This window comes from Paenibacillus sp. J31TS4, assembly GCF_018403265.1.
GTDB lineage: Bacteria > Bacillota > Bacilli > Paenibacillales > NBRC-103111 > J31TS4.
In genome coordinates this window covers 225,226-239,204 of the sequence record NZ_BOSI01000005.1, presented here as the reverse complement: position 1 = coordinate 239,204, position 13,979 = coordinate 225,226, and the positions used below count along the sequence as shown (strand labels likewise).

The 13,979-nt window shown below is 55.5% G+C and carries 11 protein-coding genes, 15 tRNA genes and 1 rRNA gene; 21 read left to right on the top strand and 6 right to left on the bottom strand.

The annotated features are described in order from the left end of the window. Positions 1 to 8: 8 nt before the first annotated feature. The 14 genes from rrf (at position 9) to KJS47_RS20360 (ending at position 1,340) form a co-directional block, all read left to right on the top strand. Positions 9 to 125 (top strand): 5S ribosomal RNA (gene rrf, locus KJS47_RS20425). A 7-nt stretch (positions 126 to 132) separates the two neighbouring features. After that, positions 133 to 208 (top strand) — tRNA-Asn (locus KJS47_RS20420). 3 nt (positions 209 to 211) lie between these two features. Continuing rightward, positions 212 to 303: transfer RNA gene (locus KJS47_RS20415), tRNA-Ser, on the top strand. A gap of 5 nt (positions 304 to 308) precedes the next feature. Further along, a tRNA-Glu gene (locus tag KJS47_RS20410) sits at positions 309 to 380 on the top strand. A gap of 6 nt (positions 381 to 386) precedes the next feature. Next, positions 387 to 462, top strand: a tRNA-Val gene (locus tag KJS47_RS20405). A gap of 15 nt (positions 463 to 477) precedes the next feature. Beyond that, positions 478 to 554, top strand: a tRNA-Met gene (locus tag KJS47_RS20400). Between the two features lie 25 nt (positions 555 to 579). Further along, positions 580 to 656 (top strand) — tRNA-Asp (locus tag KJS47_RS20395). Between the two features lie 10 nt (positions 657 to 666). Beyond that, a tRNA-Phe gene (locus KJS47_RS20390) sits at positions 667 to 742 on the top strand. A gap of 65 nt (positions 743 to 807) precedes the next feature. Continuing rightward, positions 808 to 893: transfer RNA gene (locus KJS47_RS20385), tRNA-Tyr, on the top strand. A 4-nt stretch (positions 894 to 897) separates the two neighbouring features. Then, a tRNA-Trp gene (locus KJS47_RS20380) sits at positions 898 to 971 on the top strand. A 26-nt stretch (positions 972 to 997) separates the two neighbouring features. Continuing rightward, positions 998 to 1,073 (top strand) — tRNA-His (locus tag KJS47_RS20375). A gap of 25 nt (positions 1,074 to 1,098) precedes the next feature. Then, positions 1,099 to 1,173: transfer RNA gene (locus KJS47_RS20370), tRNA-Gln, on the top strand. 5 nt (positions 1,174 to 1,178) lie between these two features. Further along, positions 1,179 to 1,253 (top strand) — tRNA-Gly (locus KJS47_RS20365). 13 nt (positions 1,254 to 1,266) lie between these two features. Next, a tRNA-Cys gene (locus KJS47_RS20360) sits at positions 1,267 to 1,340 on the top strand. 71 nt (positions 1,341 to 1,411) lie between these two features. On the opposite strand, the gene KJS47_RS20355 is transcribed toward KJS47_RS20360, so the two are convergent. Beyond that, positions 1,412 to 1,804, bottom strand: a complete 393-nt coding sequence (locus KJS47_RS20355) for a YkvA family protein (RefSeq protein WP_249716597.1) — start codon at positions 1,802 to 1,804, stop codon at positions 1,412 to 1,414. A 156-nt stretch (positions 1,805 to 1,960) separates the two neighbouring features. Between KJS47_RS20355 and KJS47_RS20350 the strand changes: the two genes are divergently transcribed. Beyond that, positions 1,961 to 2,037 (top strand) — tRNA-Arg (locus KJS47_RS20350). A 108-nt stretch (positions 2,038 to 2,145) separates the two neighbouring features. Then, positions 2,146 to 2,229, top strand: a tRNA-Leu gene (locus KJS47_RS20345). 240 nt (positions 2,230 to 2,469) lie between these two features. Here the strand turns inward: KJS47_RS20345 and KJS47_RS20340 are convergent. Next, positions 2,470 to 2,766 (bottom strand): SDR family oxidoreductase, encoded by a 297-nt coding sequence (locus KJS47_RS20340; protein ID WP_249716595.1) that lies wholly within the window; start codon positions 2,764 to 2,766, stop codon positions 2,470 to 2,472. 324 nt (positions 2,767 to 3,090) lie between these two features. Here KJS47_RS20340 and KJS47_RS20335 point away from each other — a divergent pair, with 324 nt between their 5' ends. From KJS47_RS20335 to KJS47_RS20325, 3 genes are all read left to right on the top strand, one after another. After that, positions 3,091 to 3,735: a YdcF family protein gene (locus tag KJS47_RS20335; protein ID WP_213527147.1), complete on the top strand. Its 645-nt coding sequence runs from the start codon at positions 3,091 to 3,093 to the stop codon at positions 3,733 to 3,735. A gap of 335 nt (positions 3,736 to 4,070) precedes the next feature. Further along, on the top strand, positions 4,071 to 5,243 hold the full coding sequence (locus KJS47_RS20330) for an ROK family transcriptional regulator (RefSeq protein WP_213527145.1): 1,173 nt from the start codon (positions 4,071 to 4,073) through the stop codon (positions 5,241 to 5,243). A 26-nt stretch (positions 5,244 to 5,269) separates the two neighbouring features. Then, the gene (locus tag KJS47_RS20325) at positions 5,270 to 6,031 is read left to right on the top strand and encodes a Cof-type HAD-IIB family hydrolase (RefSeq protein ID WP_213527143.1); all 762 of its coding nucleotides are present in this window, start codon (positions 5,270 to 5,272) and stop codon (positions 6,029 to 6,031) included. 265 nt (positions 6,032 to 6,296) lie between these two features. On the opposite strand, the gene KJS47_RS20320 is transcribed toward KJS47_RS20325, so the two are convergent. From KJS47_RS20320 to KJS47_RS20305, 4 genes are all read right to left on the bottom strand, one after another. Then, positions 6,297 to 7,886 (bottom strand): extracellular solute-binding protein, encoded by a 1,590-nt coding sequence (locus KJS47_RS20320; RefSeq protein ID WP_213527141.1) that lies wholly within the window; start codon positions 7,884 to 7,886, stop codon positions 6,297 to 6,299. A gap of 67 nt (positions 7,887 to 7,953) precedes the next feature. After that, positions 7,954 to 8,829 carry a carbohydrate ABC transporter permease gene (locus KJS47_RS20315; protein ID WP_213527139.1) on the bottom strand — a complete coding sequence of 292 codons (876 nt, stop codon included), beginning with the start codon at positions 8,827 to 8,829 and terminating at the stop codon, positions 7,954 to 7,956. 31 nt (positions 8,830 to 8,860) lie between these two features. Continuing rightward, entirely contained in the window at positions 8,861 to 9,820 is a 960-nt protein-coding gene (locus KJS47_RS20310) for an ABC transporter permease (protein WP_213527137.1), read from the bottom strand. Positions 9,821 to 10,089: 269 nt separating this feature from the next. Further along, complete coding sequence (locus KJS47_RS20305; RefSeq protein WP_213527136.1) at positions 10,090 to 12,384, bottom strand: helix-turn-helix domain-containing protein; 2,295 nt, start codon at positions 12,382 to 12,384, stop codon at positions 10,090 to 10,092. 210 nt (positions 12,385 to 12,594) lie between these two features. Between KJS47_RS20305 and KJS47_RS20300 the strand changes: the two genes are divergently transcribed. Beyond that, on the top strand, positions 12,595 to 13,062 hold the full coding sequence (locus KJS47_RS20300; protein WP_213527134.1) for a DUF4385 domain-containing protein: 468 nt from the start codon (positions 12,595 to 12,597) through the stop codon (positions 13,060 to 13,062). A gap of 184 nt (positions 13,063 to 13,246) precedes the next feature. Further along, a complete protein-coding gene (locus tag KJS47_RS20295) occupies positions 13,247 to 13,975 on the top strand; it encodes an amino acid ABC transporter ATP-binding protein (protein WP_213527132.1) in 729 nt (242 codons plus the stop codon). The last annotated feature ends 4 nt before the right edge of the window (positions 13,976 to 13,979 follow it).

Here is a 13,979-nt window from a genome sequence, read left to right as displayed (position 1 = left end):
AATAGCTGTTTGGTGATAATGGCGGAGGGGAACCACGCGTACCCATCTCGAACACGACCGTTAAGCCCTCCAGCGCCGATGGTACTTGAACCGAAGGGTTCCGGGAGAGTAGGACGTTGCCAAGCAGTGCATTCCCTGATAGCTCAGTTGGTAGAGCACTCGACTGTTAATCGAGTTGTCACAGGTTCGAGTCCTGTTCGGGGAGCCATATGGAGAGGTGTCCGAGTTGGCCGAAGGAGCACGATTGGAAATCGTGTAGGCGTCACAAGCGTCTCGAGGGTTCGAATCCCTCTCTCTCCGCCATATAGGGCCCGTTGGTCAAGGGGTTAAGACACCTCCCTTTCACGGAGGTAACAGGGGTTCGAATCCCCTACGGGTCATAGTAAGGGCGCTTAGCTCAGCTGGGAGAGCATCTGCCTTACAAGCAGAGGGTCGGCGGTTCGATCCCGTCAGCGCCCACCATAGAAGTTTTACTGACGCGGGGTGGAGCAGCCCGGTAGCTCGTCGGGCTCATAACCCGAAGGCCGCAGGTTCAAATCCTGCCCCCGCAACCAATTTTCCCAATAGGGAACCTAGTGTGGAGCCGTGGTGTAGAGGCCTAACATGCCTGCCTGTCACGCAGGAGACCGCGGGTTCGAATCCCGTCGGCTCCGCCATTTGATTCAAGGCTCGGTAGCTCAGTTGGTAGAGCAGAGGACTGAAAATCCTCGTGTCGGCGGTTCGATTCCGTCCCGAGCCACCATTGAATCTTAGGAATGGTTGCAAACTTAATTGTTCTGTAGTACAATTGAATGGCTTTCTTATCTTGGAGGATTAGCGAAGTGGCCAAACGCAGCAGACTGTAAATCTGTTCTCTTACGAGTTCGGTGGTTCGAATCCATCATCCTCCACCATTACAGGGGCATAGTTTAAAGGTAGAACAAAGGTCTCCAAAACCTTTGGTGTGGGTTCGATTCCTGCTGCCCCTGCCAGTCGATATTCAAACTTGTTTGTTATGGCGGTCGTGGCGAAGTGGTTAACGCACCGGATTGTGGCTCCGGGATCCGAGGGTTCGATTCCCTTCGATCGCCCCATATTTATCCCACCTACATACCACATTGGGGATTAGCCAAGCGGTAAGGCAACGGACTTTGACTCCGTCATGCCCAGGTTCGAATCCTGGATCCCCAGCCAGTTATGCGGAAGTGGCTCAGCGGTAGAGCATCGCCTTGCCAAGGCGAGGGTCGCGGGTTCGATTCCCGTCTTCCGCTCCATTGTATGTTTCGAGGCGCCATAGCCAAGTGGTAAGGCAGAGCTCTGCAAAAGCTTTACCCCCAGTTCGAGTCTGGGTGGCGCCTCCAACTTTTCTTACTATGCGCAAATGAATGAAACCTCTAAGGCAAACGCCTTAGAGGTTTTTTGGTAATGAAGGTTATTTTGTAGAAACCTCCGCTTTCGACCGGAAGCTGTAGGCCCAGGCTTTGGCTTTGGCTTTATGCTCGTCCGTTACGTGACCCGCCAGTGTCTTAACGGCTCCCAAGATGATCGCGGCGTCGTCGGTCCATCCAACTCCCAGAAGAATGTCCGGGATTGCGTCCATCGGTAGGATAAAGTAGGCGAGCGCGGCCAGGGCGATGGCTTTTGCCTTTTTGGGAGTGGCTGGGTCCGTTGCGGCATAAAACAAGGCTACTGCTTCTAACGCGAAGGGAACCTTGGCAAACGTTCTTTTCATCTTCCCCCAAAACTTTTCCTTCACATAGGCTTCCTGCTTGGCCTCATCTACGGGAACCAACGCCGTAGAGGGTGACATCGATTTGGCAGCCATCCGGTTTCCTCCCTCCTTGCTTGCTAAGTGGCTTCAAAGGCTTTTCCATAGGTATTTACCCTCTGTATAAAGGCCTGAAACGTTATACGAATTAGGGCCGAATTCGTTGCAAATAGGGGAAGATGCATGGTATAATACATACTGTTCTTATTTTTTGTGCCCTTAGCTCAGCTGGATAGAGCGTTTGACTACGAATCAAAAGGTCAGGAGTTCGAATCTCTTAGGGCACGCCATTTTTTTTATCGCTTCCGACGGAACACTTGTCAGGCAAAAGGCCGATGGAGATTGGGCCGCCTTAACTAAGGTGGGCAGGCATGACCAGGAAGCACATGAAAACATATGCCGGTGTGGCGGAATGGCAGACGCGAACGACTCAAAATCGTTTGGGGAGACCCGTGGAGGTTCGAGTCCTCTCACCGGTACCACTTTGTAGGATCAGTTCATTGGATATTAATCTGATGAACTTTTTTTTGATTCTAATTTCGCTGAGATCCAACTTTGGAAGTGTACGCCAATGCATATAAAGGGTTGCCGTGGGGGAAACATCCTGGAGCCCTGTTTGCCGATGCGTTGCAGTCTCTCCTTTACCGTCCAACAACACCACCCGTTAAACGGGTGGTGTTGTGATTTTTTTGACGCATGCTATCCATATAATCTGACATAGCTTAGAAATGGGATCTCCCAGTTCCATTGAGCATTTGTCCCGTTACCCATCGGCCGTCAAGTGAAGCCGTGAAAGCCACGATATCCGGAGGCTCGCCAATGCGTCCAAGAGCCCATATCTCTACGGCTGACTTGCGTCCATCGGGTGTGTGGAGCCATGACGCGTTTACGTTCGTATCGGTTATGCCGGGCATGACTGCGTTCACAGTAATCCCCCGTGGACCTAGGAGCTTAGCTAGGTGTAGGGTGAATGTATTCAGAGCGCCTTTACAGGGGCGAAGGGCCCATTTTTGTGGCAAAAAGGGTTTCCCAGCAGGAACCTGTTACATGTTCCCCTTGTCAAGGGGGTTGGCTTCAGGCATAATGGCATTATCTAATCAATAGATTAACATAAGAAGGAGGAGATGCCTGTTTGCGAATAATGATCGAGTGGGCCGTGGTTTCTCCCTCCCCACCACGGACCGCAGTAGGGATACTTAGCTAGATCGGTATACCAGAGAGGGAAATCAGTTGAGTGGGCTTTTCCAGCAAAGGGTCAAGCGACAGGTCCCTTCGGGAGAACGAGGGACTAGCGCAGCGATTCTAGGGGCGCCTCAGGAATGAAAACGGCAAAAGGATGATGGATGTTGGGTTGGTTACTAATAGGGGGACTGGCAGCCGGATGTGTGGTTCTGGCGCCACTGCTTTATTTTGCTTGGATGCATGGAGGAGTTTACCGAAAGGGGAATGCGGATGCGCTCATCATCCTGGGATATAAATGTGACCAGGACCGGATTCATCCGCTGTTAAAGGACCGTCTGGATACTGCGCTTCGCTTGTGGAGCAAATTCCGGTTTCAGAAAATCCTCCTCTCCGGAGGAGCGGTTACCTCCTCGCTGTCCGAGGCCGAGATCATGAAACGGTATTTGGAGGAGAATGGAGTACCGGCTGATAAGCTGCTATTGGAAACGGTGTCCCGAAACACGGTCCACAATCTGGTCAACTGCCGTGTGATCATGGAACAAGAAGGACTGGCTAGCTGCGTGATCCTCTCAAACTCCTTTCACATCCGGCGAATTCGCTATATCGCCTCCTGCATCGGAATGCCGGCTATGTGCTTCGGCTCGAGGAGCTTGTCGGCCCTTCGGTATCAGATCAAGCTGACGTATGACGAGATCAAGGCGTTCCGGCTGACGCTTCCCTGGATCCGAAGAGCGCAGCAGACCAAGCCGGGCGAAATGATGGGACAGCTGACGCAGGAGCAAAGGGTGGTAAGTAAAGGGGCGTAGTTTGGCAACCGAGCGGATGGCTGGACTCCTGCCCACTTAGCAAGCTCCCACGAAAGTGCCGCGGCTATAGCGGGCCTTCCGCCAGCGCTGTAACTAGAAGCGTGTATTGAGCGGCCTGCAGGCGATGACAACTCGGGGATGAGCCATAACGGAGGCTATTTCGGAAGTGGGAAAGCGCAAATAGGACGAAATCCTCTCGACAGACAAGAAAGCAGGCGACCTTTTGTTAAAAAACCGTTAAAATAATGGAAGGGGTTTTGTACAGAGCCAGCTTCTTGAAGTAAACTTAATAGCAGAAGCTCCATCCATGTTGAGGTAAAGGAAGGTCTACACAAATGTCTGCCGAAAAAACGCCAAGCCATCAGCTGCTCAAATCCATCAACCAGCAAAAGGTGCTTCATCTCATTTTCGCAGAAGGGCCGATCTCCCGTGTGGAGCTGGCGGACAAAACGGGATTGAACCAGCAGACTATCACTAATATCGTGAATCGGCTGCTCAAGGACCAATTGGTCGTGGAAGGGACACCTTCGGCCAGCAGTGGAGGACGCAAGCCGGTGCCGCTCACGATTAACGGAAAAGACATGTACGCCATTGGCATTGAAGTGGCGGTCAGGTACATCCGCGGGGTCCTGATGAACTTTGCGGGCGATACGATCGCTGCCGTCGAGCATACCGTCACCAAGTACGATGATCAGGAGCATCCCGTCCGGCTGATCGGGGAGGCCGTTCAGGAGCTGCTCACCTCAGTCCCCGATCTGTCCAAGCTGAAGGGAATCGGATGCAGCATCCAGGCGCTCGTCAACACGAAGCAGGGGGTCATTGTGTATTCCCCGGGTCTGCGCTGGAACCATTTTCCGCTTAAACAGCGTCTGGAGGAAAGGTTCGGAATCCCTGTCTATCTGGAGAATGACGTCAACCTGCATGCGGTCGTCGAGAACATGAACGGGTTGCTTTCCGATTCGCTCGATAACGTGACACTCAAGTTTGATTACGGCTTCGGCGGAGCGGTCGTATTCCAGAAACAGCTGTACGCCGGAGCGAATCATGTAGCTGGCGAATTCGGCCATTACAAAGGATTCACCGGAGAGCACGCCTACCTATGCCATTGCGGACGCAAAGGCTGCCTCACCCAGCTGGCTTCCTCAAGCGGCTTGTACCGCAACAAGGGACTTCGGCTGCACGCCTTTAACGAAGCTATCCGGGCGAAGGACCCGGCCAGTCTCGAGCTGCTAGATGTGATAATCGAGGCGGTAGGGACAGCGCTCAGCAATATTATTACCTTCTTCAATCCCGACCATGTCATGCTGACCGGCCGCTGGATCGAAACGATGGGCGACATCCTCGTCCCGGCGTTTCGGGAGAAAGTACAGGAGCTCGTACCCGAGTCCTGCCGTTCCGTGAAGCTGGTGTACACACCGGTCATTCCGGACGACGCGATCCTTGCTGTAGGGCTTGTCAAAAAGTATTATTTTGATGTTCCGCTGGACAGCTTGTCCTTACAAAATTAATGAATAGAAATGGAGACTTGAACCTAATGAAACGCTATCGCTTGATTGCTCTTGATCTGGACGGCACTACGCTGACCGACGAAAAAACCCTCAGTCCCGCCACCAAGGAATGGATCGGAAAGGCCATGGATGCCGGCATCCATGTCATCTTCTCGACGGGCCGCGGTGTGCAAACGGCAGGCGGCTTCCGTGAGGAGCTTGGGCTGCAGACGCCGATGGTGTTTTTGAACGGAGCGGATCTGTGGCGTACACCTACAGAGCATTACAAGCGCCATCTGTTCCTCCGGGACGATATTGTCCGTCTGCACAAGCTGGCGATGGAAGCCGATGCGCACTATTGGGGCTACAGCATCGAAAGCCTCAGCAGCCGGAAGAACTGGACGGACGCGCATTTCGACGAGAACTGGATGAAGTTCGGCATGAGCCACCCGGATCCGGTCGTTCTGAAACAATTAAGAGAGACGGTCAAGGAGTGGGGATTTGAGGTCACACACTCCCATGTGACCAACATGGAAATCTCTCTGCTCGGCGTTACGAAAGAAAGCGGCGTTCGCGAGGTTTGCGACATGCTCGACATTTCGATGGACGAGGTCATCGCGATGGGCGACAGCCGGAACGATTACTTCCTGCTCAAGGCAGCCGGTCTTGGCGTTGCCATGGGCAACGCGGAGGACGAGATTAAGGAAATGGCCGACGCCCAGACGGCGACCAACCAGGAAGACGGAGTCGCTCTGGCTATTCAGAAATATATCTTCGGCATTGATGCGCCGACGAAGGTTATGCTGTAAACCTCTCTGCACTTGCCCTTATAGGTCTTCATTCACAAGCCCCCGAAAGAGCCAAAACGGCCCATCGGGGGTTTTGTTTTTGCAAAGAAACTATGGGAACAGCGAGGTCCCGGCTGATCACGGCAAAAAGCGGTCCCTAGGGACCGCTTTTTCGGATTACACCCGGTTATCTTGCCGGTTGGTAGCCAAGACAAGCAAGTCGGGAAGCCATAAGACCAAACGTGCTAGAGGGACGTCTGGCTAACGATTGGGAAGAATGAGGCGCTTACTGGCCGGGCTCCTTCCATCTGCCTTCCACGCCGGCTTCCTTCATGGCGTCGTTCACTTCCTTGATGATCTGAGCGCCGCCTTTGTCCATGTAGTCCTTGACCATCTTATCCCAATCGGAGAGAGGCCTCTGGCCGACGATCATCTTGGTCTGCTCGTCGTACAGCATCTTGTTCAGATCGCTATCCTTAGACTGCTTGGTCTCGGAGAAGACGGAGTTGACCGGGTTGAAGTAATGCTTCGTTTCCTTGTGCAGCTTCTCGAACTGCTGCGCGACGTTGACGAGAAGCGGCGTGCTGTAGGTTTTGGAGTATCCGTTCGCTTCATCGTTCGGTGCCCAGGCGATGCCGTCCGGATAGTAAAGCGCCGGGGAGAGGCCTTTTTCGGCCGGCTCGCTTGCGATGTTGCCGTTGACGATCTTGTAGCCGGTGCCTTCGTTGCCCTTGAACCAGTCGAAGTCCGGGTTGCTCTTGTTCATCTCTTCCGGCTTGTAGTACTTGCGGCCGAAGTCCATCATCTCCATAATCCGGTCGATCTTCTCCGGCTCCTTGGCAAGCTTGGCGCTGAACATGGTCATGCCATAGGCGCCGGAGGTCGAGGCGAAGCCCTGCGTGCCGTCCGGAGCGACGAATGGAGGAACCGGCGCCAGCTTGGCGTTCGGGACCGCTTCCACCAGGCTCTGCATGTACGGCTCGCTCATGCCGCGCGGCGTCCCGATGAAGATACCTGCCTTGCCGGAGTAGAACTCTTTGTTCGTCTGAGCCCAGTTCATGACGGCGAAGTCCTGCGTAATGGCGCCCTGTTTATACAGGTCCGCCATCCAGGCGACCTTTTCCTTCTGGGCATCCGAGATGGAGCCCGGAATCAGCTGGCCGTCTTTGTTTTTGTGGTACCAGGCAGTGAAATCCCAGTAGGCGCCCATCGCATAGTTCGGGTTGATGTTCTGGGCCATGGCGATGCCATACGTATCGTTCTTGCCGTTTTTGTCCGGATCGTTCTTGGTGAAGGCAAGCGCGACCTGCTTCAGCTCTTCGTAGTTGGTCGGCATCTTGAGCCCGAGGTTTTCCAGCCAGTCGGTGCGGATCATGGCGGTCAGCTGGTAGTTGATCGGGTAGTAACGCGGAATGGCGTAAATTTTGCCGTTGACGGTGAACGCCTTGAGGACGTCCTTCGGAATCAGCTTAAAGCTAGGGTACTTCTCGATGTAATCGTTCAGCGGCAGGAAGGCTCCCTGCTTGGCCCACTTGTAGAAGTTGGCGTCCGCTCCTTCCATGACCGTGATGTCCGGCACTTCGCCGGACGCAATCGTGGCGCTCAGCTTTTGGATATAGTCGGATTGCACGACAAGTGTCGGCTTGTAGTCGATATTGAACTTCTCGTTGATCATCTTGACGCCGCGGCCGTCGGCCGGAGGCAGGTTGCCGAAGGCGAAGCTCATCATGGAGACGGTGAATTTTTTGTTCGCGGCGTTCCCTCCGCCGCTAGGCGCAGGTGCTGCGCTGCCTTCCGGCTTGCTGGACGAGCAGGCCGCTGTGGTAAGCGCCATGACGGCAGCAAGGCTGACGGCCAATGTTTTCTTTTTGTTCATGTCCAAACCCCTCTCTTTGTCATGAAAACGAAATGAAAGCTCGATTCCTTCGCAATGGCTGCCGGGCTCAGCCTTTTACCGAACCGAGCATCACCCCCTTGGCGAAGTGTTTTTGCAGAAACGGGTAGACGAGAATGATGGGCAGGATGGACAGCAGGATCGCGGCCATCTGGATCGTCTCGGCAGGCGGGGCGTTTTCCATCAGAGCGGCCCCTCCAGCAAGGGTGGAAGTTGGCTCGTTGACGATGACGATCTGCCGGAGAATGACCTGTACGGTCCACTTGGCGGGATCGTTCAAATAGAGAATCGCACTGAAGTAGTTATTCCAGTGTCCGACCGCATAGAAGAGGCCGAAGGCGGCCAGCGCGGGCTTGGACAGCGGCAGAATAATCTTCCAGAACGTCTGGAGCTCAGTGGCACCGTCGATGCGCGCCGCTTCGTTCATCTCGCTCGGGATGCCCATAAAGAACTGCCGCATGACGATCAGGTTGAAGGGCGCGATCGCCACTGGCAGGATAAGAGCCCAAATGGTATTGAGCAGGCCGGTTTCCTTGACGACCAGGTAGGTCGGGATCATCCCGGCGGAGAACAGCATCGTGAACAGCACCAGGAAGAGCATGACCCGCTGGCCGATCACAGGGCGGGACAGCACATACGCAAACGTCGAGGTGAAGAACAGGTTAACGACTGTTCCCAGGATCGTCACGTAGACGGTCACGAGCAGCGACCGGGGGAACGCAGGGGAGGACAGGATGAATCGGTACGCGTCCATCACCCACGTTTTGGGAACGAGCAGGATGTCCGACTGCAGGAAATCCTTATACGAAGAGAAGGATACCGAGAAGACATACAGGAACGGGAAGAGCATCGCGGCCGCGATCAACGCGAGCAGGATGTAATTCACCGTATCGAGAACCAAGTTGCCGATAGACTTGTCGCGCATGGAGACGGCCTCCTTTTCACAGATTCATACATTAATAGACGCCTTCTTCGCCGAACCGCTTGGCCAGGTAATTCGCGCCCATTACGAGAATGAGGCCGACCACGCCCTTGAACAGGCCGACGGCGGTGGCGAAGCTGTAGTCGGATTGCTCGATCCCCTTGAAGTAAACGAACGTATCGAGCACGTTGCCGGTATCCTTGTTGAACGGATTCAGCATCAGCCAGATCTGCTCGAAGCCCGAATCGAGCACGGAGCCCAGACGGAGAATGAGCAGGATGATAATCGTCGAACGGATGGAAGGGAGCGTGATGTGCCATGTCTGTCTCCAGCGGTTCGCCCCGTCCATGACGGCAGCCTCGTACAGGTTCGGATTGACGCCTGCGAGCGCGGCGAGGAAGATGATCGTTCCCCAACCGGTCTCCTTCCAAATCACCTGTCCGACAATAAGCGGCTTGAAGTAGGCCGGGTCAGTCAAAAACGGGATGGCCGGCAGGCCGATCGACTTGAGGATCTCGTTGATCAGCCCTTCGCTCTTCAGGAAGAGGACGCAAATGCCGATGACGACGACCCAGGACAGGAAGTGGGGCAGATAAACAACCGTCTGGATAATCCGCTTATAGAGCTGGTTGCGGACCGCATTCAGCATAAGGGCGAGGACGATTGGGATCGGGAAAGCAAAGACGATTTGCAGAAACGAGATGAACAGCGTGTTCCAGATGACCCTCAGCACTTCGGTGTCGCTGAAGATTTTGCGGAACTGGCCAAGACCCACCCACTCGCTTCCGAAGAAGCCCTGAAACGGACTGTAGTCGTTGAAAGCGATCACAAGTCCGAACATGGGCAAATACTTGTAGATCAGAAAGTACAAAATACCAGGAAGAGCGAGCAGGAGAAGGGCTCGGTCTTTATGGAGGCGCTTTCGCAATTTCTGAAACCGGGTTTGTGAAGCGGCGGACGGAGCAGGGGAAGAAGGGTACAGGTCTGCTGCCATATTCAGCCTCCTTTGTCCAATATAGCTTGTGCAATATGCTTTGATCGTCGCACGGGGCGGATTTAATTGCAATTATCATCGCCGGGCGCAGTTCCGAAACCCCGCGTCAAGCCTGAGGTTTGGGCAACAAATGATAAAGAAACGGAATAAAGATAAACGCCTCGGCACGGTCCGGCCTGAAGGAAGGCGCGGGACCGCCGCCGAAGCGCCGGCTGCCTAGTCCGCCTGACATGGCGGATCGAGGGCTTGGAGGAGTGAAGGAATGGAGGTTACCCGCCATTGTCGCGAAACCGCTTGCGATATTGCCCGGGCGGCATGTCGGTCACCTGCTTGAACACGCGGGTGAAATTCTGAACGGTGGTGTAGCGCAGACGCTCGGCGATCTCCTTGATCGGCATCTCTGACTGGACGAGCCATTCCTTGGCCTTCTCCATCCGAATCTGGATCAGATAGTCGCTGAAGGTCCGGCCGGTCTCTTCCTTGAAGATGCGGCTCATCTGGGACAGCGACTTGCCGAAATGGTAAGCGACTTGCTGAAGTGACAGGTCGGTCTCCAGATGGGCGTCCACATAGTCGCATATTTCACGGGACAGCGACTTAAGCTTCTGCTCGTAGCCAGCGTCGAGCGCCTCGATGATCGAGGGCAGCAGGTTTTCCGCCAGCCAGGAGCGGACCTCCGGCAGGGAAAGCTTGCTGTACAGCTCCTTGTACGGATCTCCGTCGAAGACTTGGTCGGGTTCAACCCCCTTGCTCTGGATGTGCATGCTCAGCTCCCCAATCAGATAAGCGAACAGGCCGAGGGCGGATTCCGAGTGGCGGGTATACCGGGGCACCGCCTCCAGCAGCTGATCGAGCGCATGGACGGCCCCGTTCAGGTGGCAGTCGGCCACTTGGTCGACGATCGCCTTTTGCAGATGGATAAGCGTGCTGCTGGACTGCTGGACGCTCGGCTTGATGTCTTCCCGGGCAATCACCCGATTGGAGCCGAGCAGCAGCCTATAGCCGAGCAGCTCGGCAGCGTGGTCATACGCTTCCTTGATGCCCGGGTAGAAGCGGCCCGGTGCGCCCAGGGCGACCGTAACGGTGAATTGAAAATACTGCCGTACCATGACGAGGAACTCGTCCGCGAGCTGTCGCACCTCGGCATCCGTCTCCTCGTCCGTCCGGTCGCAGCCGAGGATGAGTGCGATCTGGCCGGGCAGCGGCATCGCTGTCGTCGCGGGCAGGCGCTCCTCGAACAGCTCCTCGGCCATTTTGCGAAGCGCGTAGAGCATCAGCGACCGGTCCTTCTCCCGGTAGAGCCGCTCGAACGAGACATACTCGTCGACGTCTACGAGCATGACGTAGAACCATTGGCCGCTGATCGGCAGGCCGTAGCGCTCTGTCTTGCGGGCGATCTCCTCACTGCTCATTTCGCCGCGCAGCAGCTGCTGCAGCACGGTCTCCTTCAGATAAGGGATCTGGTCGTGCAACTCCCGGCGGAGCGCCTGATTCGTGTCCACCATTTGCTGGATAAACGAATCTAGCGCCTGCAAATCGCCGGTGGGACCGGAGCCTCGGCTCGGCTTGCCATCCCCGGACAGCCTGGTGAGCAGCCGCTGGATCGGAAAGTAGAGGCGGTGCGATCCGATGAAGGAGACAAGGACCCATAGCAGGACAAGCACGCCGACGATCGACCAGGTAACGATCTGGATGTTGTTGGCCTTGGCGGTCAAATCCTTTTGCGAAGTCATTGCAATATAGGTCCAGCCGTTGAATGACGATTTCTGGGAGGAGAGCAGATAATCGGTGCCGCCGATCGAGACCGGGCCCGGGGAGGAGGAGGGATTCTCCCAGAACTGGTACAGCTGCGACTCCTTGGGGAGCCTCGTGCCGATTTCTTTAGGTTCCTGGCTCATTACGATCATGCCGTTCTGGTCCAGGACGAGCAGACGTCGGTTGTTGCCGAGGCTCGCCTGGTGAAAGAACGAGGTGAGCTTCTCGGCCTGTGCGTGGATGATGACATAGCCGTCGGGCTTGTCCGCGAAAAAGAGCGGCACCGGCCGAACGACCAAGAGATCACTGCGGTTCGCCTTGCCGTCGGGAGGGAGCGCGGCGGCCGCGCTCAGGTCGATCTTGTCCAGATCGCCGGCGAACGGAAATTCCGATAGAGGGATGTAGCCGTACCGGGACGAATAGACCTTGCCGTACGCCCGGTAAACGATGGAGACGTCGTAGTGAAAATCGGAGAAGCTCCGCTGCTTTTGCACAGTATCGATCATGGCGAGCGTGTAGTCGAGCTGCTGAACCATCGGTCCCTTCTCGATCGACTGCTCGACCGCCGAATGGTTGGCGAGGGTGATGGCCGCCTTGTCCAGGCTCTGCAGCAGACTATTCACCTGATTGGAGAATTGGCGGAGGATAATCTCGTGGTTCCGGTTAACCTCCTTTTGGATGGCGCGGGAATCGATATAGGAGGAGACGAAGCCCAGCAGGATGACGGGCACGATACTTAAGAACAGAAGTGAAAGGAACAGCTTGCGTTTGAAGGAAGCGTTAGTCCAAATCCGGGAATAGGTATTCATGTGGAAAAGACTCCTTCTGCCATTGTAATTAGAAAATTCGACATAATGGAGGAAGAATCCTTCTATTATGTTCAAAAAGAACACGAATTCCAATGGAAGGAAAAATGTTGAAAATTGCCGAGCATCGGCTCTCCTCTCTGTTTGACGGAAAGGTCGGAAGTGTAAGGTACAGTGGAATCCTTTTTTTCCGACAACGAGGTGAGAGCAAGGATGGACTTCAATTATTCTCTCGACTACAAAACGCTCGATTTCCGGGAGAATCCGCATCTGTACCGGATCGGCAGAGGCGAGCAGGGGGTATTGATGGTAGAGCCCTACAAAAGCGAGCTGCTGCCCCATTGGCGCTTTCGGACGCCGGAGCTGGCCAGCGATTCGTCGGAGATGATCTACGGCATGTTTCTCGCTTACCTGGAGGAGGACGATTTTGTCGGAGCCGATATGGCCCGCAAATTTCTCCAGATGGGCTATTCGCGGGCCAGGCGGTATGCCAATCATCGGACGGGACGGAAGTATTCCAAGCGAAGCGGGGATGTGCTGCCTTACGATTTTGACCCGGAAAAAGCAAGGGCGGCGGCCATCTTCAGGGAAAAATGGGAGCTGGCCAAAGAGAACAAAGAGTACAAGGCGATGAAAAAGCGCCATCGGGCGCTGCACGAAGTCGAGGAAAGCCACGCATAGCGCGGTCTCCATCTAAGATGGAGGCTTATTTTTTTGAGGGGAAACGAAAAAGCGGACAGGCTGCAGCCGAAGAAGCGGACGGTACGCATGAAGGGCGGTCATGAAGCAAGGGACCGCCGCCATACATATAGAAGAACGGCCGGGCGTCCGGCTTGCATCAAAACCGGCGAAGGGAGGCTATGGGTTGATTACCTTCCGGAAGGTCAACAAGTCGTTCGGGTCGTTCCAGGTGCTGAAGAATATCGAACTGGAAGTGGCCGAGGGAGAGGTTGTCGTGGTCATCGGGCCCTCCGGCTCGGGCAAGAGCACGCTGCTGCGCTGCATCAATCGTCTCGAGGAGATCACCACAGGCGAGCTGTATGTGGAAGGCGTTCCGCTGCACAACCGGGGGACCGATCTCAACAAGGTGCGGCGCCGGATCGGCATGGTGTTCCAGCAGTTCAATCTGTATCCGCACAAAACGGTGCTGGGCAACATCATGCTCGCACCGGTCAAGGCGCTCGGCATTCCGGAGCAGGAAGCAAGGGAGACCGCCCTCGCTTACCTGGCCAAGGTAGGCATTCCGGAGAAGGCGGACGCCTATCCGTCGCAGCTGTCCGGCGGCCAGCAGCAGCGGGTGGCCATCGCCCGTGCGCTGGCGATGAAGCCGGCGATCATGCTGTTCGACGAGCCGACGTCGGCGCTCGACCCCGAGATGATCGGCGAGGTGCTCGACGTCATGAAGACGCTCGCCCGGGAAGGAATGACGATGGTGGTGGTGACTCATGAGATGGGATTCGCGAGAGAGGTGGCGGACCGGATCGTCTTCATGGACCAGGGCGCGATCGTGGAGGAGGCCGAGCCGGCTGCCTTCTTCGCCGAGCCCCGGGAAGAGAGAGCCAGGCTGTTCCTCAGCAGGCTGCTGAGGCATTAGAGAC